This window comes from Streptomyces sp. NPDC031225, assembly GCF_055570355.1.
Map to the genome: position 1 here is coordinate 87,035 of NZ_JBVIHJ010000031.1, position 18,565 is coordinate 105,599.

Consider the following 18,565-nt stretch of genomic DNA (forward strand, 5'->3'; position numbering starts at 1 on the left):
GCCCCCGCGCGCACCCGCGCCTATTCGCCGGGAGCCGCTCCGACGACGCCCGCCGCGATGGCCGCCGTCAGGGTCGCGTGGTCCTTGGCCGTCCGGGTGGCGTAGGTGAGGGCGAAGTCGGCGATCGCGTGGTCGAAGGTCTCGGCGGTGCCCAGGTATCCGGCGATGGCGATGCGGTCGCCGGAACGGGCGTGGGCGCGGGCCAGGGTGGTGCCGCACAGGCGGGCGTAGGCCGTGAGGTCGGCCGGGGTCATGCCGGCCACGTCCACGGAGCCCTTCATGTCGCGCAGCTGACGCCAGTAGAAGGCACGGCCCTGAGGTCCGCTCATCCAGCCCAGGAAGATGTCGCTCGCGGCCTGGAGCAGGCGCTGGCCCACGACCACCCGGCGCCCGGGATGGACGTACGGTCCCTGCGGCAGGTGTTCCTCCAGTACGGATGCCCGCGCCTCCTTGATCTGGAGGAACAGCGGGTCGTCGGCGTCCCGCCCGGACAGCAGCACGATGAAGCAGCGGGTGCCGACGCTGCCGACGCCGACGACCTTGCGGGCCGCGTCGACGAAGCGGTAGCGGTCCAGGAGCAGCCGGCGTTCCTCGGAGAGCGTGGAGCGGTAGTCGCTGAAGAGCTTGCGCAGGCCGGCCGCGTCGAGGGCGCCGGCGGGTTCGAGGAGCGGCGGGTCGGTGATGATGCGATGGCGGCCGTCGACGGTCTCCGTCAGCTTGCCGAGGGCCTGGAGGCTGGTGCGGCGCCGGGCCCGGGTGAGGCTGGACGCGACGCGGCGGCGATGGCGGTCGGAGCGGACCAGGGGCAGCAGGCTGTCGGCGTCGACGGTCTCGTACCAGACCTCCAGCTCGCCCATGCGGGCCGACCGGTGCATGGCGGTGCGGTAGGCGGTGGTCGCCTCCCGGGCCGCCCGGTGGGCCTTGGCCTCGCTGTGCCCGTTCTCCCCGGCGGCCACGGCGATGCTCGCGGCGAGTCGTTTGACGTCCCACTCGAAGGGGCCGGGGAACGTCTCGTCGAAGTCGTTGAGGTCGAAGAGGAGGGAACGTTCCGGTGAGGCGTACAGGCCGAAGTTGAGCAGGTGGGCGTCGCCGCAGAGCTGCACGGTGAGGCCCGTGTGGGGCTGGGCGGCGAGGTCGGCGGCCATCACGGCGGCGGCGCCGCGCAGGAAGGCGAACGGTGAGGCCGACATCCTGCCGTACCGGATCGGCAGCAGTTCCGGCAGACGGTCACGGCCCTGCCGTTCCAGTACGGCGACGGGGTCCCGGCGGTCCGCGGACGGGATCCAGACGGCGTGCGCGGAACGGCTGACGCGTTTGCGGGCGGCACGGCCGCGGTCGGCTCGGGCGGTGGGGGTACCCGTGGAGCCGGGGGTGTTCATGCGCCCTGCCTGTGCGTCACGCCCGCCTCCTGGTTCCCGGTGTCCTTCACCTCCTGATCGCAGTGAAGGGCCGGGACGGGGAGGTACGCATGCCGGGTACGGCGATCGGGTGACGGCGCGTCCCGCCGGTACGGCAGGCCGTCGGTCACCCGGGGCGCCGTCACGTGGTGGGTCACGGTCACGCCTGTCGATGCGGTCCCGCGTCCCCGCGGGGCCCGTTGTCAGTGCCCTGGGTCAGGATGGGTCCCATGGTCTTGGATGACGGGGTGCGGTACATCGGGGTGGCCGAGCGGCGGGGGCGGCTGGGGCTGCGGCACCAGCTGGCCGGGACGGCTCGCGTGGGGAGTCCGGAGGAGGTGGCGGCCGCCCTGGTCGCGCTGCACGGATCCGACCCCGCGACGGTCTATCTGGCGATCGGCGCGCGGCTCACCGATCCCGCCGGGACCGTCGCAGAGACCGGGCGGGCGCTGTACGAGGACAGGTCGCTGGTACGGATGCACGGCATGCGGCACACGGTGTTCGCGTTCCCCACCGAACTGGCCGCGGTCGTGCACGCCTCCACCGGTCTCACGGTGGCCGCCCGCGAACGGGCCGGGCTCATCAAGGACATGGCGAAGGCGGGTGCCCCGGACGCGACCTGGCTGAAGGAGGTCGAGGAGTCGGCGCTGGCCGCGCTCGCCCGGCGCGGGCAGGCGACGGCCTCGGAGCTCGCCGTGGACGAGCCGCGGCTGCGGGAGCAGTTCGCGTACGCGGCCGGGAAGAGCTACGAGGGCGTCCACAGCGTCTCGAGCCGCCTGTTGAGGGTGCTCGGGCTGGAGGGCAAGGTGGTCCGCGGCCGTCCCCTCGGCTCCTGGACCTCCACGCAGTTCCGCTGGGCGGTGGCACCGCCGCATCCCGAACTGGACGTGGCCGAGGCGCAGGCGGAGCTGCTGCGGCGCTGGCTCACCGTCTGCGGCCCCGCCACCGAGGCCGACCTGAAGTGGTGGACGGGCTGGAAGGTGACCGACGTGCGGCGCGCCCTCACGGCGATCCGCGCGGCAAGGGTGTCCGTCGACGAGGGCCCGGCCTACGTCGTCGACGGCGACGCGGACCCGGTCGCGGCCCCCGCCGAGCCCTGGGTCGCGCTGCTGCCCGGCCTCGATCCGACGGCGATGGGCTGGCAGCAGCGGGACTGGTATCTGGCCCCGTCCCTGCGGCCCGCCCTGTTCGACCGGAGCGGCAACGTGGGTCCGACGGTGTGGTGCAACGGGCGGGTGGTGGGAGGTTGGGGTCAGCGGCCCGACGGGGAGATCGTCTGGCGCCTGCTGGACCCGGAGGGGGTGGGGCGTGAGGAGAAGGCTGCCATCGCCGCGCAGGCGGACCGGCTGCGCGGGTGGGTCGGTTCGACCCGGGTGACACCGCGCTTCCGGAACCCGCTGGACAAGGAACTGGCCGGCTCCGCCGACTGACCGGAACACCGGGCGCCCGTGGCACGAGGGCGCCCGGCGCCACGGCTACCGCGCGTACCGCATCAGCGCCCGCACCATGTGGCATGTCGTGTCCGACGGCGGGTGGACGCCGATCATCTCGGCGGTGTCCCGGATCGTCTCGTTGCGGGCCTGGTTCGGGACGAAGACGCCGGAGTCGAGCAGGGCGATCGCGAGTCGCATCGCCTTGAGGCGGCGGTTGTGGGTGACGTACCACTCGCGGGGGCGGCCCGGCGGCAACGGGCGCTTCTCCACGGGCGTGTACGGGAGGTCGAGCAGCACGGGGTGCTTCGCGGTGGACTGGGTCGGCATCGGCTTCTGCTTCAGTGCGGCAGCGGGCACAGGCATCCTCCTGTCGCGGTAAGGGCGACCGCCGGGGACCCGGCGACACCCTCGAACACTGCTTCTATTCTACCTCTCGCCACTGACAAAAGCCCCTGGCCACAAGGCTGTCGGGGGTGCTGTGACGCAGGTGGAGGACGGGTTTTCACGTACCGTGGGCGGCATGGAGATCTGGATCAATCCGGCCTGTTCGAAGTGCCGCAGCGCGATCGGTGTGCTCGATGCGGAGGGCGCCGACTACACCGTCCGCCGCTATCTGGAGGACGTCCCGAGTGAGGACGAGATCCGCGAGGTGCTCGGCCGGCTCGGCCTCGAACCGTGGGACATCACCCGCACCCAGGAGGCCGCCGCCAAGGAACTCGGCCTCAAGGAGTGGGCCCGGGACAGCGGTTCACGCGACCGCTGGATCAAGGCACTCGCCGAACACCCCAAGCTCATCCAGCGCCCGATCATCACCGCGGAGGACGGCTCGGCCCTGGTCGCCCGCACCGACGACGCCGTACGGGACGCCCTGGCCAGGAAATGACGGGATGTGACGCAGGCCACGTCGCGCGTCTCCTCTGACCTCTGAGCAACCTTGTTCGGTATCTCGTACATAGCGGCGTACGCTCCCCTACCTCTCAGGAGGCGCGGATGTCGCGCAGGAGAACACTCGGTACGAAGAAGAAGGTCGCGCTGCTGGTGAGCGCGGCGGCGGTGGCGGGCGGCGGGGCCTTCGTCCTGGCCGGCACCTCCAACGCCGCGCAGAGTCCGCAGACGGCGGCGGAGTCCACCGTCTGCCAGGGACTCGCCACCGCGCTCGGCAACAACCAGCGGTTCATCGAGGGCCAACGGGCCGCTCCCGACGCGCAGTCGGCGGCCCGGATCGCCAACCGGGAAGCGGTGATCGCGCAGATCGAGGTCCAGCAGAAGGCGTCCACCTGTGTGGTCGGGGAGTCGGCTCAGGGCTCCCAGGCCGCACAGCAGCAGCCTTCGCAGACCGCCTCCGCGTCGACACCCGCGGCCCAGGCCCCTCCCGCGTCCCAGGCCCCCGCGCCGGGGAACGCCGGTTCAGGGCAGCAGGTCTGCAACGGCTCGACGGTCACGCTGTCCGGGGAGGGCGGTGCGCCCGCGGCGTCCAGCAACCAGTTCCCGGCCGGTACGAAACTGAAGGTCACCAACCTGGACAACAACAAGTCCACGACGGTGCAGGTCACTTCGGTCTCCGGCAGCTGCGCCCTGCTCAACAACGCTGCCTTCGAACAGGTGCGGGAGCCGGGCAAGTTCCTCATCCGCCGAGTCGTGATCGAGAAGGTGGGGTGACACCGGCCACGCCTGGTGGGTGACGGTCCTGCTGTTCGCGGCCACGAACAGCAGGACCACTCAGCTCATGGTGACCCGCGCCGCCCCCGACTCCCAGGGGCGCGGGGAACGGCGCGGCCGGCCCCCGCCGGCCCGCAGCCGCCCGACGCCCTACCGGACCCGCGCCAGCGCCTTCGCCTCCCTCTCCGGATCGAGCCCGACCACCGGCCGGTCCGGCCGCTGCGGGGCCACCCCGCCGAGCTCCTGGAGCCAGCGCCAGGTGTCGCTCACGGTCTCGGTGACCGGGCGACACCGCAGGCCTGCCGCAGCGGCCCGGGAGGTGTCCCCCGCGTGGAGGGTGTCGTGGAGGTCCGTGTCCGGCGGAACCCAGATCGGGAGTTCGGTCCAGGGGGCGATGCCCTCGCCGAGGACGATGTCCGGGGCGGTCCAGCGGAGTTCGGCGGTGGAGCCGGTCACCGCCACACATGCGTCGAGGAGTTCGCCCATGGTCGTGTGACCGCGCGGGCTGACCAGGTCGTACGGCCCGTTCAGACCGGCCACGGCCGCGCCCAGCACCCATTCCGCCAGGTCACGGACGTCGATGTACTGGAGCAGGAGGTCCCGGGGACCGGGGGCGAGGACCGGGCCGCCGCGGGCGACACGGCCGAGCCACCACGGCAGGCGTCCGATGTTCTCGTACGGGCCGAGGATCAGGCCCGCCCGGACCAGGAGGGAGCGCTCCGGACCGAAGGCGTCGAGTACCGCCAGTTCGCCGCCCCGTTTGTCCCGCGCGTAGTCGGTTCCGTCCGCGTCGGGCTCGGCGCCCTCCACCAGGGGCGCGTCCTCGGCGAACCCGGGGGGCTGCGGCCAGGCGTACACCGAGCGGCTCGACACGTACGCGTACCGGTCGGCGCGGTCCCGCAGCAACCGCGCCGTGTCCCGGACCGCGCGGGGCGCCGCCGACCAGGTGTCGACGACCAGGTCCCAGGTACCGCTGCCGGAGAGCGCGGTGAGTCCGTCGGGCTCGGTGCGGTCGCCGTGCAGCGACCGCACCCCGGCCACGGGTGCGTGCCGTCCCCGGTGGAAGGCGGTCACGTCCCAGCCGTGCTCCAGGGCCGCCTCGGCGACGGCCCGGCCGACGAACTCGGTGCCACCCAGCAGGAGAAGTCTCATACCGGTGACTGTGCCCTGCGGGGCGGCGGAACGGAACGGGAATCTGCCGTCGGCAGACGGGTCAGCCGCCGGTCGGCGGGGTGTACTTGTAGCCGACCCGGCGCACGGTCTGGATCGCGCCCCGGAAGTCCGCGCCCAGCTTGCGGCGCAGCCGGGCGATGTGGACGTCGACGGTCCGGCCGTCGCCGACGTGGCCGTAGCCCCAGACCGTGGTGACCAGCTGGTCGCGGGTGTGCACCCGGTGCGGGTGCTGGACCAGGTGGGCCAGCAGCTCGAACTCCAGGTACGTGAGGTCGAGTTCCGTGCCGTTCACCGCGGCGGTGCGCTGCACGGTGTCGATGCGGACGAGCGGGGCCCCGGCGCCCTCGCCCCGCGGCTGCGGCAGCGACTGCGGCGGCTCCGGGAGGAAGGGCGGCCGCTGGTCGGCCGGGACGAGCACCAGGTAGCCGATCATCGGGGGCTGCCCCGGCAACGTCGGCAGGGTGTGCTGAGGGGCGGGCAGCCAGGTGGCGCCCGGTGGCAGGAAGTCCGCGACGTTCGGGACGTCGTCCGGGCCGACGGCCCGGAGCCGGTGCCGTGCGCCGTTCTCGGACGGGCCGGTGAGGGGTGCGGTGGGGAGAGTACGAGTGGTCGCCATGAGAGGTCAGCTCTTTCGCGCGAGAAGGTCGTCAGGAGACGTACGTCGACTGCGCGCTGGCCGAAGGCCGGGTGTACGGCGTTAGAGGGCCGGCGCGTTCATCGCGCGGCAACACACCCGGTCGAAGTCGTGGTGCTGACGGGAGGGCCAGAAGGGCTCGAGGTCATGGCGACCCGTCGCGGTGTACTTCTGGAAGCTGGCCATGAGCTCATTGAAGCAGACACCGGCCCGTGACAGGAGTCTTCTCTCACTGCCTGGACACTTCCTTGGCGTGAAATCGGCGTGAGACGGCTCACCCCACCAGGCGTTTCCGCCATATCAGGGGCGTGACCTCGATCGCCTTGTGCGGACTGCCGTCCCACTGCGTGGACAGACCGGCACTCAGCAGAGCGGCCACGACCTCGTGGCCCACGGCGGTGTCCGTGTCGGCCGAGCCGTCGAAGCCGCCGTACAGCAACGTCAGTCCCTGTCCGGCGGCGGCGCTCTCGGTGCACTGCGTGTGGAAGTAGACGAATCCGCGGTCGCCCTCCGCGCGCTCCGCACCGATCTCCGTCGTGCCGCAGGTGCGGCAGCAGGCGAAGTTCTCCCGGGCGGTGATGCCGCTCGCGTCGAGCGCCTCGAAGGCCCTGCCCAGCAGTTCGGGCTCGGTGACGCCCTCCCACCGCTGCTGCTCGGTCAGCCGCTCCACCCAGAGCCGGTCCACCAGCTCCCCGGCCTGCGCCCGCGACACGGGCCTGTCGTCGCCGTCGACCAGCAGGTCCTCGGCGGCCTCGGTGAGGCGGGCCCGGTCGTCGTACCCGCAGCGCAGCAGCAGTCGTATGCGCTCCTCGACCTGCTCGCGGACCGCGTCCGGCAGCTCGGGGATCTCCTCGGCCGGTCCGAGGTCCACCGGGTCCCACGCCACGTCCGCGTCCCAGCCGTCCTCCTGCCGCGCCCAGCCGGTCAGCAGGTCGGCGACGCGGCCGGGGTCGGTGAGGCGCGCACCGAAGAAGCGGTCCCGGCTCAGGCGGTGTTCCAGCTGGTAGTCCCCGCCCTCCTCGTGCCACACCTGCGCGAACACGTGCGGCAGGTCCGGGATGCGCTGGGCGACGAGGAAGCGGTTGCCCGCGCGGCCGAGGCCGGTCACCGCCTCGCGCAGCTCCCCGGCCGACATCCCGGTGTACTTCTGTCCGTGTTCGGTCCAGGCCTTGACGGCCAGGCCCCCGTAGATCTCCATGTCCCTCACGATGGCAGACGCCACTGACAACGCCGAGGGGCGCCCACCGCGATCGGTGGACGCCCCTCGGGAAGCAGCGGCGGGGATCAGACCTGTCCGGCCTTCTCCAGCGCGGAGCAGCAGGTGTCGACGATCAGGCGCGTCACCAGGTACGGGTCGACGTTGGCGTTGGGGCGGCGGTCCTCGATGTAGCCCTTGCCGTCCTTCTCGACCTGCCACGGGATACGCACCGAGGCGCCGCGGTTGGAGACGCCGTAGGAGTACTCGTTCCAGGGGGCGGTCTCGTGCAGACCCGTCAGACGGTCGTCGATGCCGGCGCCGTAGTGCTTGACGTGGTCGAGCGGCTTGGAGCCCTCACCGAGCGACTCGCACGCGGTGATGATGGCCTCGTAGCCCTCGCGCATCGCCCTGGTGGAGAAGTTGGTGTGCGCGCCGGCGCCGTTCCAGTCGCCCTTGACCGGCTTGGGGTCGAGGGTGGCGGAGACGCCGAAGTCCTCGGCGGTGCGGTAGAGCAGCCAGCGGGCCACCCACAGGTGGTCGGAGACCTCCAGAGGGGAGACCGGGCCGACCTGGAACTCCCACTGGCCGGGCATGACCTCGGCGTTGATGCCGGAGATCGCGAGGCCCGCCTTGAGGCAGTTGTCCAGGTGCGCCTCCACGACGTCACGGCCGAAGATCTCGTCCGCGCCGACACCGCAGTAGTAGCCGCCCTGCGGGGCCGGGAAGCCGCCCTTGGGGAAGCCGAGCGGGTAGCCGTCCTTGAAGAACGTGTACTCCTGCTCGATGCCGAAGATCGGCTCCTGGGAGGCGAACTTCGCCGCGACCTCGGTCAGCGCGGCACGGGTGTTGGACTCGTGCGGCGTCATGTCGATGTTGAGGACCTCGCACAGGACGAGGATGTCGTCGCCGCCGCGGATCGGGTCGGGACAGGAGAAGACCGGCTTGAGGACACGGTCCGAGGAGTGCCCCTCGGCCTGGTTCGTGGAGGACCCGTCGAAGCCCCAGATCCCCAGCTCAGCACCCTTGGCGTCGTCGGCCAGGATCTTGGTCTTCGAACGCAGCTTGGCCGTCGGCTCGGTGCCGTCGATCCAGATGTACTCAGCCTTGAAGCTCACGGGGCCACATCCTTCGGGGGTATGTCTGGGCGCACTTGCGGGTGCAGCGGCGCTGCGGCACTGAAACGCCGCCTCTCGTACGCCCGCGAGCCTGTCAACAGGCGATTTCCCGGCCATTGCTCGAATGTGAACCCCGTGTTACCTGGTGGTGCTGTGGCGCGATTCACCGTGTGAGCGTCGGCGGCGGCCGGGAAAGTCGATACGGAGACACGGCGTCGGAGGCCGGTGCGCCTCGTATGCAAAGGGTGTATCTGGCACCACCCCCGGATCGGGCGGCCAGGCCCAGTGACCGCCGTCCCCCGCTCGACCAGACTGGCCGCATGACCTTCGAGACGCGGAACGACGGCAGGGGCAGGAGGGCGCGGGCCACGGGGCTCGCGGCCGTACGGGGGCTCGCGCTGGCGCTGGTGTCGCTGCCGGGGTCGTTGCTCGGTTTCACGCTCAGCCTGGTGTCCGTCGTGCTCGTGCCGGTCGGGATCGGGGTCTTCACGACCCCCTGGGTGCTGAAGGGCGTGCGGGCCTTCGCGAACTGGCGGCGGGTCCTCGCGGCCGAGTGGGGCGGAGTGCGGATCCCGTCCGCGTACCGGCCGGTGCCCGAGGGCGCCAACCCCTGGCAGCGGACCTACGCGCTGCTCAGGGACCCGGCGACCTGGCGGGACCTGCGGTGGCTCCAGGTGGACATGACGGCGGGGTTCGTGACGGCACTGCTGCCCGCGGTGCTCGTCCTCTACCCGCTGGAGGGGTTCGCGGTCGCGGCCGGGCTGTGGCGGCCGCTCTCGGAGACGGGCGGCTACTGGTACGGCTTCGTGCGTGTCGGCGACCAGACCTCCGCACTGGCCGCCGGCGCCCTGGCCCTCGTCCTCCTCGTCCCCGCGCACTTCTTCACCGTCCGCCTGCTGCACGCCCACTTCGCGCTCACCCGGGCCGTCCTCGCCCCGAGCCAGGCCGAACTGGCCGAGCGGGTGAAGGTGTTGACCGAGACCCGGCGTGACGCCGTGGACACCTCCGCGGCCGAACTGCGCCGCATCGAACGGGATCTGCACGACGGCGCGCAGGCCCGCCTGGTCGCCATGGGCATGGACCTCGGCACCATCGAGATGCTCCTCGACAAGGATCCCGCGCAGGCCAAGCGGCTGCTCGCGCAGGCCCGCCAGTCCTCCCTGGACGCGCTCACCGAACTGCGCGACCTGGTGCGCGGCATCCATCCGCCGGTGCTGGCCGAACGCGGACTGGGCGACGCCGTACGGGCGTTGGCGCTGCGGCTGCCGGTGGCGACCGAGGTGACGGTGGAGCTCGACACCCGGCCGGACGCGCCCGTGGAGTCGGCCGCCTACTTCGCCGTCAGCGAGGTCCTCACCAACGCCGTCAAGCACTCCGGTGCGGACCGGATCTGGATCGACCTGCATCACACGGAGGGCATGCTGCGGATCTCCGTCACCGACAACGGCCGGGGCGGGGCGGTGATCGCGGCCGGTTCGGGGCTGGCCGGGGTGGAGCGCCGGCTGGGTACATTCGACGGCGTCCTGGCCGTCGGCTCACCCGCGGGCGGTCCCACCATGGTGACCCTGGAGATCCCTTGCGCGTAGTCCTGGCCGAAGACCTCTTCCTGCTGCGGGACGGGCTCGTACGACTCCTGGAGGCCCACGGCTTCGAGATCGCCGCGGCCGTCGAGAGCGGGCCGGAGCTGGCCCGCGCGCTGGCCGAGCTGGAGCCGGACGTCGCGGTGGTCGACGTACGGCTGCCGCCGACGCACACCGACGAGGGGCTCCAGTGCGCGCTGACCGCCCGCCGGGACAGACCCGGGCTGCCGGTGCTGGTGCTCTCGCAGCACGTGGAGCAGCTGTACGCGCGCGAGTTGCTCGCCGACGGCAGCGGCGGGGTGGGCTACCTGCTCAAGGACCGGGTCTTCGACGCGGAGCAGTTCGTGGAGGCGGTACGGCGGGTGGCGGCGGGCGGTACGGCGATGGACCCGCAGGTGATCCAGCAGCTGCTGGCCCGGCGGACGGCCGGCGACCAGCCGCTCGGCCGGCTCACGCCCCGGGAGCGGGAGGTACTGGAACTCATGGCGCAGGGGCGGACCAACGCGGCGATCGCCGGCAGGCTCGTGGTGACGGAACGGGCCATCGCCAAGCACACCGCCAACATCTTCACCAAACTGGGTCTTGAGGTGTCGGACGATGACAATCGCCGTGTTCTGGCGGTGCTCGCCTTTCTCGACCGGGACCGGTGACCACTTCTTCATTCTCTGTAACTCCTGCTGCTCACAGGACTGTTGGCACCCCGGAGCCCGGTAAACCTCTGATTTGTTTGTGGGGCGGCTGAACACCCTTGGGACCACGTGCGTAAGGGAGGGAGCCGCTTCACTCCTGTCGGGCGCCTCGATGGCCCGGAAAAGGAAGTCAGAGGAGTTCCATGGGACGCAACACACGTAAACGCCGGTCGTCGATGGCCAACAAGGCCATAGCCGCCTCGGCGGCCCTAGCGCTCGGTGGGGGCGGGCTGATCTGGGCGAACTTCTACGCCTCGGCGCACGAGTCCAACAACAGCAACGGCTGGTCACAGAATCAGACCAAGGCCGCCGCCGCGCAGGTGGCGACCATCTCCTGCCCCGATGTCGGGCAGAAGCTGACGAATGTGCCTCAGGCGGCCCGCAACGGCGTGGCCACCGAGCTGGCGAACCTGGACAAGCAGATCACCGAGGCCTACGCCCGGCTCGCCTCGACGCGCCAGGCGCAGGCCGGTGACGCCGGCTTCGTCCAGAACGCCATCGTCGGCCCCCTGAAGGAGAAGCGGGCGGCCACGATCGACCGGATCCGCATCGACATCCAGCGCGTCGGTGGCCAGTTCAACAGCTCGCTGAGCCAGTTGGCGGCCTGCACCACGCAGAACGCGCAGACCAACGCCGGTAACGCGGGCGGTCAGCAGAACAACGGCGGCCAGCAGCAGAACGGCGGTCAGCAGCAGAACGGTGGCCAGCAGAACAACGGCGGCCAGCAGCAGAACGGTGGCCAGCAGAACAACGGTGGCCAGCAGCAGGGCAACGGCGGACAGGGCGGCAACGGCCCGGTCGCAGCCGACTTCGTGGACATCACCAAGGTCCAGGGCGGCAGCGCCCAGATCGGTGTGGGCGCGAACGGCCTCCCCGCCAACGGCAACTCGGGCTCGCGGGGCAGCTTCACCACCAAGTGCGGCACCAACGCGAACAAGAACCACAACACGGACAACGTGATCGTGGCTCCCGGTGTCGCCAACGGTGCCCACCACCTGCACGACTACGTCGGCAACCAGAGCAACGACGCGTTCGCGAGCGACCAGGAACTGGCGGCGGCGACGACCACCTGCCAGAACCAGGGCGACAAGTCCTCGTACTTCTGGCCGGTACTGCGTCTGCAGAACGGCACGCAGGACTTCGACCAGAACAAGGACGGCGGCGGCAAGGAAGGCAACGTCGGCAAGATCCTGCAGGCCTCCCAGGCGCAGATCAAGTTCGTCGGCAACAAGAAGGGCAACGTCGTCGCGATGCCGACCGCCCTTCGCATCATCACCGGTGACGCCAAGGCCTTCGTCAACGGCAACGCCAACGCCAACGTGAACTGGTCCTGCACCGGCTTCGAGAACAAGGTGCAGCTGCACGACAAGTACCCGATCTGCCCGCAGGGCAGCCAGGTGGTACGCACGACCGACTTCCAGAGCTGCTGGGACGGTCAGAACATCGACAGCGCCAACCACCGCACCCACGTGGCGTTCGCCGCGGCGGACGGCAGCTGCGCCAACGGCTTCAAGGCGATCCCCCAGCTCCAGGTCCGGCTCGTCTACAACGTCCCGGCCCCGAAGCTGCAGAACGGCACGGTCGTCAACCCGTACGCGGTGGACACCTTCCCGGAGAACCTGCACAAGCCGATCACCGACCACAACGACTTCATCAACTTCTTCTCCACGAACACGATGAACCAGCTGGTCAACTGCATCAACACCGGCAAGAAGTGCCAGTGACCCAGGGCTAGCCCATGAGGAAGCCGGCGGTGGGAATCCCACCGCCGGCTTCCTTGTGTCCGTGTCCGGATGGATGCAAGTGCTAACCGGTGTGCGCCGAGTGGTCCGTGCCCTCCTCGATGTCCCCGCCGAGCGTGGCGCGCAGCGTCGTCACCGTCTTGGTGGTCTCGCCCACCGCGACCCACTTGCGGCCGACGAGGTAGTGACCGCCGTAGTCCTTGGCCCCGTTGATCCACTCGCGCTGTCCGCGGTCGGTGGCGAAGGTGGCGAGGATGAACTTGCCCGGGGAGTGCGCCGCCTTCTTGCACACGGCCTGGCGCAGTTCGTCGGCGTCGATCTGGATGTTGGGCGTGCACTTCACCTCGGCGGCCAGGTGCTCCAGGCTGCCGGTGGCCGCGGAGGGCACCGCGGCGGCCTCCGCGTCACCGCCGGTTCCGCAGCCCGCCAGCGCCAGCACGGCGGCCGCGCCGGTCAGCGCGAGCATCGGTCGGGTCAACCTCATCTGTTCCTCCGGTCACGGTCACGTCGACGGACCCCGGCGGGGGCCCGTCTCCTCCCATACGGCTGTGAGGCGCGGGACGCTCAAATCGAGGTGCCGCCGAGGGTACAGCCGTGCGAAAGTGAGCCCGTGAACGAGGACTGGGAAAAACGAGTGACCGCCGCGTGGGACACCTTCGACGACTTTCCGGAGGAGCGGGCGGCCGATTTCCGGGCCGTGATCGAGGTGCTCGTGGCCGAGCTGCCGGACGGCAGCCCGGACGGCCCCTTCGAGCGGGCCTGTGCCTGGGACTCGACGGGGCACTCGGACAAGGCGGCCCCGCTGTACCGGGAGGCGCTCGCGAAGGGGCTGCGGGGTTACAAGGGGCGACGGGCCAAGATCCAACTGTCGAGTTCCCTGCGGAACATCGGGCGGGCGGAGGAGGGCGTCAAGCTGCTCACGCCCGAACTGGACGGCCCGTCCGACGAGTTGGACGACGCCGTACGGGCCACTCTCGCCCTGTGTCTGTCCAGCCTCGGCCGTGACCGCGAGGGGCTGTCGCTGGTCCTGGGCGCGCTCGCCTCCCATCTGCCGCGCTACCAGCGGTCGATGGCGAACTACGCGCGCGCGTTGGTCGACCCCGAGGGCTGATCCGCGCGGGTGGCGGTGACCATCCGACGATTCGCTCGTTCTGCTGAACGTGCAGTCACAGGATGTCGCCCCGCGCCCCGCACCCGCCTCAGGCTCCGCCTCCGACCCCGTCGTCGACGTCGAACAGGCCGAGGCCGCGCTCGTCGAGCACTATCCCCGGCTGGTCCGGCTCGCCTATCTGGTGCTGCCGCCCGGCCTGGGCCGCAACCGGCGGGTCCTGACCGCGCACGCCCTCACCCAGCGCGCCCTGCCCCGGGGCCGGGCCGCGGCGCCCGTGATCCCGTCCCAGTCGGCCGGCCGCGAGGGCGACCCCGGCTACGCCTTCGTCCGCCACCAGGTGGTGCGTACGGCGCTGGAGGCGGGCCTGCCGCTCAGGCGCAGGGCGTGGCCCAAGCGCTCCCAGCTGCCGCCGCTGCTTCCCCAGGTGTGGGGTCTGCGGCTCTTCCCGCGCTCCGGGGGCGCCGACGAACTCGCCCTGGACCAGAGCCTGTCGGCGCTCTCCGGTCCGGCCCGCGCCGCCTACGTGCTGCGCGGCCTGGAGAAGCTTCCCGACGGCGACGTACGCCAGGTCCTGACGGCGGCGGGCGTCGCGGACGTGGACGCGGCGCTCGACGAGGCCGACGAGGTCACCGCGCAGTACGCCCTTCTCGACTCCCCCGAGTTCGATCCCTGCTCGCTGCAGGCCAGGCCCACCGACCTGATGCGGCGCAGGCAGCACATGAAGGCCGCGCTCGCCGCCGCGGCGGCCGTCGCCGTGTGCGGGGCGCTGCTCGGCATGCCCGGTGACGGCTGGGGCCCCGACGGCGCCGCCGCGCCCGCCTACGCGCAGAACCCGGCCGCTCAGGCAGCGCTGGACCCGGCGTTGCTGCTCAAGGTCCCGGCCGCCGCGTGGGAGACCTCGGCCCGCACCGACTTCTCGGTGTGGCCCGCGCGCGGCGAGCTCAGCGGCGACTCGGCCCTGCTGCGCCGCGCCCTCGCCGTCTGGGCCCGTCCCGGCGAGACCGTCCAGGTCTCCGCGACCCCCGGCACCCCGTCGGGCGGCCCGTCGGGCCCGCCGCAGCTCCTGTACGCCGGGATCGTGGACAACGCGCGCGTGGTGATCCTCTACGACGGTCTGCGCATCGTCCGTTACGCCGAGCTGAAGGACAGCACCAAGGGCGCCGCCCTCGACTTCGCCCGGGTCGACGGCGCGGACCGGGCGGGGGCGGGCGCGGTCGTCCTGGGCCGTGCCGACGGCAACGTCCGCTATCTGACGGCTCCTTGGGTGACCGGGGCCGCCGAGCGGGACCTGCTGAAGCCGGGTGCGGGCGCCATGGACCTCACGTTGTCCGGCGGTGCGACGGCACCGATGGCCGGCCCCGCGCAGAGCGGCGCCTGCACCTCCTGGAACGTGCTCCAGCTGACGGACGCCTCCGGTACCCGGCTGTTCACCGACCTCGGCGAGCTGGTGCCGGCCCGCCTCACCACCGGCCGTCCCGGGTCCGTGAAGGACGCCTCCGGGGCGGCGGCGCTGCACGCCTGGGCGCCGTACGCCTGCTCGCTGGGTGCGATGCGTTCCGCTGGCGTGCGCAGCGTGAACGCCTGGGCGTACGCGGCCCAGCAGCTGCCCGACGCGAGCGGGACGGCGGACTGGGTGTGCACCCGGGCCGAGACCTGGCAGGGCGGCGGGGAGCTGGTACTGGCCCAGTTCCACACGCCGGGCGGAACGTACGGGGCGGTCGCGGCGAAGGCGCAGAACGTGCCGTCGTGCGGGGCGAAGGACCCGCAGGTGCTGGCCGGGGTGCTGTGGAAGTCGGGTACGGGGTCCTGGTACCTGCTGGCGGCGGGCAGCCGGGGGACGTCGTCGATCAGTGCCACCGGCGGGGTCCGGGCGACTGCGAACGGTCATCTGCTGGCCGCGCGGGTGAAGCAGGGGGCCCAGGCCGAGCTGAAGGGGACCTTGCAGGACGGGCGGGCGGTGAGTGGGCTCCGGTAGGAGCGGAGCGTGCCGACGCGCGCCGGACCTGTGAACACCCCTGACCGGACCGGGCCGTTCAGGGCCGGATTCGATCGGTAAGGTGTTCGTATGACTACCGGGGTCCGTCGAAGAATGGGAGTCGAGGAACGGCGTCAGCAGTTGATCGGCGTCGCCCTCGAACTGTTCGCCCGTCGCTCGCCCGACGAGGTCTCCATCGACGAGATAGCGTCGGCGGCCGGTATCTCGCGGCCGTTGGTCTACCACTACTTCCCCGGCAAACTCAGCCTGTACGAAGCCGCGTTGAAGCGGGCGGCGGAGGATCTGGCGAGCCGGTTCGAGGAGCCGCACGAGGGGTCGCTGGGCGGGCGGCTGCTGCGGGTGATGCGCCGGTTCTTCGACTTCGTCGACCAACACGGGCCCGGCTTCTCGGCGTTGATGCGGGGCGGCCCCGCGGTCGGTTCCTCGACGACCAACGCCCTCGTCGACTCCGTCCGGCAGATCGCGTACGACGAGATCCTTTCGCATCTGCGCGTGGACGATCCGCCGGCGCGACTGGAACTGGTCGTCCGCTCCTGGATCTCGCTCGTCGAGTCGACGGCCCTGATCTGGCTGGACGGCCGCCGCATCCCGCGCGCCGAGCTGGAGGTGAAGCTCGTGCACGACTTCGCGGCGCTGGCCGCCGTGAGCGCGGCCTTCGACGAGGAGATGACCGCGCTGCTGCGCCACATGCTGAAGGACGAGCCGAACGACGGCCCGTTCACCGACCTGGCCGCCCGGCTGATCTCGCTGGCGTCCTGAAGAACCTAGCGCTCGAACTTCCGGTACGAGGCGTCGAGGTCCCGGACCTCCGCCGAGGCGTGCAGCACCGCTGAGCCGTCGTCCTCCACGTGCTTCTTCAGCAGTTCCAGGACCGCCTCGGTGAGCCTGGCCTTGGTCTCCTCGGTGCGCCCGGCGAGCAGGCCCAGCGTGACGTGCACGACGGCGTGTCCGTGCTCCCCCGGGTTCTCGTACCCGAACGCGGTGACCTCGCTCACCCGGAACTGCGTCTTGCACGCCTCCGGCTTGGCGGCCGCGATCTCGACGACGGCGGTGTGCAGGTCCCGCGCGAAGGCCTCCCGGTCGATCGGGACGAAGCGTGAGTGGTCGACGGTGATCTGCGGCATGGGCACTCCTGTTCTATGACGACACAGGTCAGCGTAGCCGCAGTGCCAGCATCGCGATGTCGTCCTCGCGGTCGTGGCCGAAGGTGTCCAGCAGGGTGTCGCACAGGGCGTCCAGGCCGGGCAGGGCACCGGAGGCGGCCGCGCGCAGCTGTTCCAGGGAGGCCGAGAGGTCGGTGCCGCGGGTCTCGATGAGGCCGTCGGTGACCATGAGGAGCCGGTCGGTGGGTTCGAGGAACATCTCGGTGGCCGCCGGATGGTGCAGCCCGACGCCCAGCAGGGGTCCGGCCGCCTTGGCGTAGTCGGAGGTGCCGTTGTCACGGACGATCAATGGCGGGATGTGGCCGGCGTTGGCGATCCGGGTGCGACCGGTCTCCGGGTCGATCAGGGCCAGACAGACGGTGGCCGTGGTGTCGGGATGGTAGCGCTGGAGCGTCCGGTCGAGTCGCTCGGCGAGGACGGCCGGGTCGCTCTCGTCGACGGCGTAGGCGCGCAGCGCGTGCCGGAGCTCGACCATGACGGTCGCCGCGTCCAGCGAGTGCCCGACGACATCGCCGACCGCGGTGAGCACGCCCTCGTCCACGCGGAGCGCGGCGTAGAAGTCGCCGCCGATCTCGGTCTGCCGGGAGGCGGGGACGTAGCGGACGACGACGTCGAGGCCCGGCAGCTCGGGCAGCCGGTGCGGCTGGGGCAGGAAGCTGTGCTGGAGGGTGAGGGCGACATGCCGCTCGACCTTGTACATGAGCAGCGGCTGGGCGGCGAGCGCGGTGGCCTGGGCCAACTGGGCGAGCAGGGTCTCGCCCTCCAGTCCCATCCGGCGCATCCCGCGCGCGGGCGCGGCCAGGCACACCGGTGTCCGGCCGTCCTGGGTGGCGACGACCGCGAGCCGGGCGTCGTGCTCCACGCCGGGCCGGAAGAACCCGGCGGGCCACAGCGGCGCGGGCACGGTGGTGAGCTGCACGCCGGCCTGTCCCCGGGTGAGCCTGCGCAGCAGGCCGGCCACGGCCCGGTCGGCGTTCTCGTCCGGCAGGGCCACGGGGATGCGGTCCCGGGACAGGCCGCGGTAGAGCTGGTCGTCCTGGTCGAGGACGAAGACGGCGGCGGGGGTGCCGGTGAGCCGCGAGACGCCCTCGGCGGCCGCGTCGGAGAGTTCCTGGAGGGTGCGGGCCGCCTGGATGGTGACGATCATCTCCGACAGCAGGGTGAGCCGTCGCACCAACGCCCGGTCGCTGGCCCGCAGTTGGGCGTTGCGTACGGCGGACCTGACCACTGCCTCGATCTCCAGCGGCTCGGCGGGGACCTTCAGATAGGCCTCGACGCCCGTGTCCATGCCCGCGCAGTGCACGGCCGGGGGCACGGCGGCGGCGGAGAAGTGCACGACGGGAATCCCGGCCGTGTGCGGTTGCTCCTTGAAGAGGCGGCACAGTTCGAAGCCGCTCATGTCCGGCAGGCCCACGTCGACGAGAGCCACGTCCGGAAGGGTGCCCTTGCGCAGTCGTACGTCGAGTTCGGCGAGGGCCTCACCGCCGGTCGCGACCGGGACGACCCGGTGACCGGCACGGCTCAGCACGGTGCCCATGGCGTACCGGCTGGCCTCGACGTCATCCACGACGAGCACGGTCGTGCCTGTCAGCTTGCCTTTTGCTTCCATCTGTCACCCCTCGGGCAACACCGGTGGAGCAGACCGGGGTTCAGGGTCTGCCCCACCAAGGTAATG

The 18,565-nt window shown here is 71.5% G+C and carries 19 protein-coding genes; 9 read left to right on the forward strand and 10 right to left on the reverse strand.

The window, feature by feature from the left end; genetic code table 11:
• Positions 1-20: 20 nt before the first annotated feature.
• Positions 21-1,379, reverse strand: coding sequence for a DUF2252 domain-containing protein (locus ACZ48Z_RS38765; protein WP_468740606.1), 1,359 nt, complete (start codon positions 1,377-1,379; stop codon positions 21-23).
• Between the two features lie 248 nt (positions 1,380-1,627).
• Here ACZ48Z_RS38765 and ACZ48Z_RS38770 point away from each other — a divergent pair, with 248 nt between their 5' ends.
• Complete coding sequence (locus tag ACZ48Z_RS38770; protein ID WP_468740607.1) at positions 1,628-2,827, forward strand: winged helix DNA-binding domain-containing protein; 1,200 nt, start codon at positions 1,628-1,630, stop codon at positions 2,825-2,827.
• A gap of 45 nt (positions 2,828-2,872) precedes the next feature.
• On the opposite strand, the gene ACZ48Z_RS38775 is transcribed toward ACZ48Z_RS38770, so the two are convergent.
• Positions 2,873-3,187 (reverse strand): hypothetical protein, encoded by a 315-nt coding sequence (locus ACZ48Z_RS38775; protein WP_468740608.1) that lies wholly within the window; start codon positions 3,185-3,187, stop codon positions 2,873-2,875.
• 163 nt (positions 3,188-3,350) lie between these two features.
• Here ACZ48Z_RS38775 and ACZ48Z_RS38780 point away from each other — a divergent pair, with 163 nt between their 5' ends.
• On the forward strand, positions 3,351-3,713 hold the full coding sequence (locus ACZ48Z_RS38780) for an arsenate reductase family protein (RefSeq protein WP_468740609.1): 363 nt from the start codon (positions 3,351-3,353) through the stop codon (positions 3,711-3,713).
• Positions 3,714-3,820: 107 nt separating this feature from the next.
• Complete coding sequence (locus ACZ48Z_RS38785) at positions 3,821-4,489, forward strand: RlpA-like double-psi beta-barrel domain-containing protein (RefSeq protein WP_468740610.1); 669 nt, start codon at positions 3,821-3,823, stop codon at positions 4,487-4,489.
• 150 nt (positions 4,490-4,639) lie between these two features.
• On the opposite strand, the gene ACZ48Z_RS38790 is transcribed toward ACZ48Z_RS38785, so the two are convergent.
• The 5 genes from ACZ48Z_RS38790 to glnII form a co-directional block, all read right to left on the reverse strand.
• On the reverse strand, positions 4,640-5,641 hold the full coding sequence (locus tag ACZ48Z_RS38790) for an SDR family oxidoreductase (protein ID WP_468740611.1): 1,002 nt from the start codon (positions 5,639-5,641) through the stop codon (positions 4,640-4,642).
• A gap of 61 nt (positions 5,642-5,702) precedes the next feature.
• Positions 5,703-6,278 (reverse strand): winged helix-turn-helix domain-containing protein, encoded by a 576-nt coding sequence (locus ACZ48Z_RS38795; protein WP_468740612.1) that lies wholly within the window; start codon positions 6,276-6,278, stop codon positions 5,703-5,705.
• Between the two features lie 81 nt (positions 6,279-6,359).
• Positions 6,360-6,482: a hypothetical protein gene (locus ACZ48Z_RS38800; protein ID WP_106981153.1), complete on the reverse strand. Its 123-nt coding sequence runs from the start codon at positions 6,480-6,482 to the stop codon at positions 6,360-6,362.
• An 88-nt stretch (positions 6,483-6,570) separates the two neighbouring features.
• Positions 6,571-7,494 carry a DUF6891 domain-containing protein gene (locus tag ACZ48Z_RS38805; RefSeq protein WP_468740613.1) on the reverse strand — a complete coding sequence of 308 codons (924 nt, stop codon included), beginning with the start codon at positions 7,492-7,494 and terminating at the stop codon, positions 6,571-6,573.
• 86 nt (positions 7,495-7,580) lie between these two features.
• Entirely contained in the window at positions 7,581-8,609 is a 1,029-nt protein-coding gene (gene glnII, locus ACZ48Z_RS38810) for a glutamine synthetase (RefSeq protein ID WP_468740614.1), read from the reverse strand.
• A 320-nt stretch (positions 8,610-8,929) separates the two neighbouring features.
• Here glnII and ACZ48Z_RS38815 point away from each other — a divergent pair, with 320 nt between their 5' ends.
• From ACZ48Z_RS38815 to ACZ48Z_RS38825, 3 genes are all read left to right on the forward strand, one after another.
• Positions 8,930-10,195 (forward strand): sensor histidine kinase, encoded by a 1,266-nt coding sequence (locus tag ACZ48Z_RS38815; RefSeq protein WP_468740615.1) that lies wholly within the window; start codon positions 8,930-8,932, stop codon positions 10,193-10,195.
• The gene (locus tag ACZ48Z_RS38820) at positions 10,186-10,839 is read left to right on the forward strand and encodes a LuxR C-terminal-related transcriptional regulator (protein WP_468740616.1); all 654 of its coding nucleotides are present in this window, start codon (positions 10,186-10,188) and stop codon (positions 10,837-10,839) included. Before ACZ48Z_RS38815 ends, ACZ48Z_RS38820 begins: the two co-directional genes overlap by 10 nt.
• 182 nt (positions 10,840-11,021) lie before the next feature.
• Positions 11,022-12,602: a DUF1996 domain-containing protein gene (locus ACZ48Z_RS38825; RefSeq protein WP_468740617.1), complete on the forward strand. Its 1,581-nt coding sequence runs from the start codon at positions 11,022-11,024 to the stop codon at positions 12,600-12,602.
• A gap of 82 nt (positions 12,603-12,684) precedes the next feature.
• Here the strand turns inward: ACZ48Z_RS38825 and ACZ48Z_RS38830 are convergent, their stop codons facing one another.
• On the reverse strand, positions 12,685-13,104 hold the full coding sequence (locus tag ACZ48Z_RS38830) for a hypothetical protein (protein ID WP_468740618.1): 420 nt from the start codon (positions 13,102-13,104) through the stop codon (positions 12,685-12,687).
• 126 nt (positions 13,105-13,230) lie between these two features.
• On the opposite strand from ACZ48Z_RS38830, the gene ACZ48Z_RS38835 reads away from it, so the two are divergent.
• The 3 genes from ACZ48Z_RS38835 to ACZ48Z_RS38845 all read left to right on the forward strand — a co-directional run bounded on the left by ACZ48Z_RS38835 (position 13,231) and on the right by ACZ48Z_RS38845 (position 16,486).
• The gene (locus ACZ48Z_RS38835; protein ID WP_468740619.1) at positions 13,231-13,731 is read left to right on the forward strand and encodes a tetratricopeptide repeat protein; all 501 of its coding nucleotides are present in this window, start codon (positions 13,231-13,233) and stop codon (positions 13,729-13,731) included.
• A 49-nt stretch (positions 13,732-13,780) separates the two neighbouring features.
• The gene (locus ACZ48Z_RS38840) at positions 13,781-15,706 is read left to right on the forward strand and encodes a hypothetical protein (RefSeq protein ID WP_468740620.1); all 1,926 of its coding nucleotides are present in this window, start codon (positions 13,781-13,783) and stop codon (positions 15,704-15,706) included.
• Positions 15,707-15,796: 90 nt separating this feature from the next.
• Positions 15,797-16,486, forward strand: coding sequence for a TetR/AcrR family transcriptional regulator (locus tag ACZ48Z_RS38845; RefSeq protein WP_468740621.1), 690 nt, complete (start codon positions 15,797-15,799; stop codon positions 16,484-16,486).
• Positions 16,487-16,491: 5 nt separating this feature from the next.
• Here the strand turns inward: ACZ48Z_RS38845 and ACZ48Z_RS38850 are convergent, their stop codons facing one another.
• Positions 16,492-16,851, reverse strand: a complete 360-nt coding sequence (locus ACZ48Z_RS38850) for a 5-carboxymethyl-2-hydroxymuconate Delta-isomerase (protein WP_468740622.1) — start codon at positions 16,849-16,851, stop codon at positions 16,492-16,494.
• 28 nt (positions 16,852-16,879) lie between these two features.
• Positions 16,880-18,499: a SpoIIE family protein phosphatase gene (locus ACZ48Z_RS38855; protein WP_468740623.1), complete on the reverse strand. Its 1,620-nt coding sequence runs from the start codon at positions 18,497-18,499 to the stop codon at positions 16,880-16,882.
• Positions 18,500-18,565 lie beyond the last annotated feature (66 nt).

What these genes read in the sequence shown, in the direction of transcription:
- ACZ48Z_RS38855 (WP_468740623.1), bottom strand. Translation starts at nt 18,499, where the DNA reads ATGGAAGCAAAAGGCAAGCTGACAGGCACGACCGTGCTCGTCGTGGAT.
- ACZ48Z_RS38815 (WP_468740615.1), top strand. Translation starts at nt 8,930, where the DNA reads ATGACCTTCGAGACGCGGAACGACGGCAGGGGCAGGAGGGCGCGGGCC.
- ACZ48Z_RS38825 (WP_468740617.1), top strand. Translation starts at nt 11,022, where the DNA reads ATGGGACGCAACACACGTAAACGCCGGTCGTCGATGGCCAACAAGGCC.
- ACZ48Z_RS38765 (WP_468740606.1), bottom strand. Translation starts at nt 1,379, where the DNA reads ATGAACACCCCCGGCTCCACGGGTACCCCCACCGCCCGAGCCGACCGC.
- ACZ48Z_RS38845 (WP_468740621.1), top strand. Translation starts at nt 15,797, where the DNA reads ATGACTACCGGGGTCCGTCGAAGAATGGGAGTCGAGGAACGGCGTCAG.
- ACZ48Z_RS38780 (WP_468740609.1), top strand. Translation starts at nt 3,351, where the DNA reads ATGGAGATCTGGATCAATCCGGCCTGTTCGAAGTGCCGCAGCGCGATC.
- ACZ48Z_RS38785 (WP_468740610.1), top strand. Translation starts at nt 3,821, where the DNA reads ATGTCGCGCAGGAGAACACTCGGTACGAAGAAGAAGGTCGCGCTGCTG.
- ACZ48Z_RS38795 (WP_468740612.1), bottom strand. Translation starts at nt 6,278, where the DNA reads ATGGCGACCACTCGTACTCTCCCCACCGCACCCCTCACCGGCCCGTCC.
- ACZ48Z_RS38850 (WP_468740622.1), bottom strand. Translation starts at nt 16,851, where the DNA reads ATGCCGCAGATCACCGTCGACCACTCACGCTTCGTCCCGATCGACCGG.
- ACZ48Z_RS38830 (WP_468740618.1), bottom strand. Translation starts at nt 13,104, where the DNA reads ATGAGGTTGACCCGACCGATGCTCGCGCTGACCGGCGCGGCCGCCGTG.
- ACZ48Z_RS38770 (WP_468740607.1), top strand. Translation starts at nt 1,628, where the DNA reads ATGGTCTTGGATGACGGGGTGCGGTACATCGGGGTGGCCGAGCGGCGG.
- ACZ48Z_RS38790 (WP_468740611.1), bottom strand. Translation starts at nt 5,641, where the DNA reads ATGAGACTTCTCCTGCTGGGTGGCACCGAGTTCGTCGGCCGGGCCGTC.
- ACZ48Z_RS38800 (WP_106981153.1), bottom strand. Translation starts at nt 6,482, where the DNA reads ATGGCCAGCTTCCAGAAGTACACCGCGACGGGTCGCCATGACCTCGAG.
- ACZ48Z_RS38805 (WP_468740613.1), bottom strand. Translation starts at nt 7,494, where the DNA reads ATGGAGATCTACGGGGGCCTGGCCGTCAAGGCCTGGACCGAACACGGA.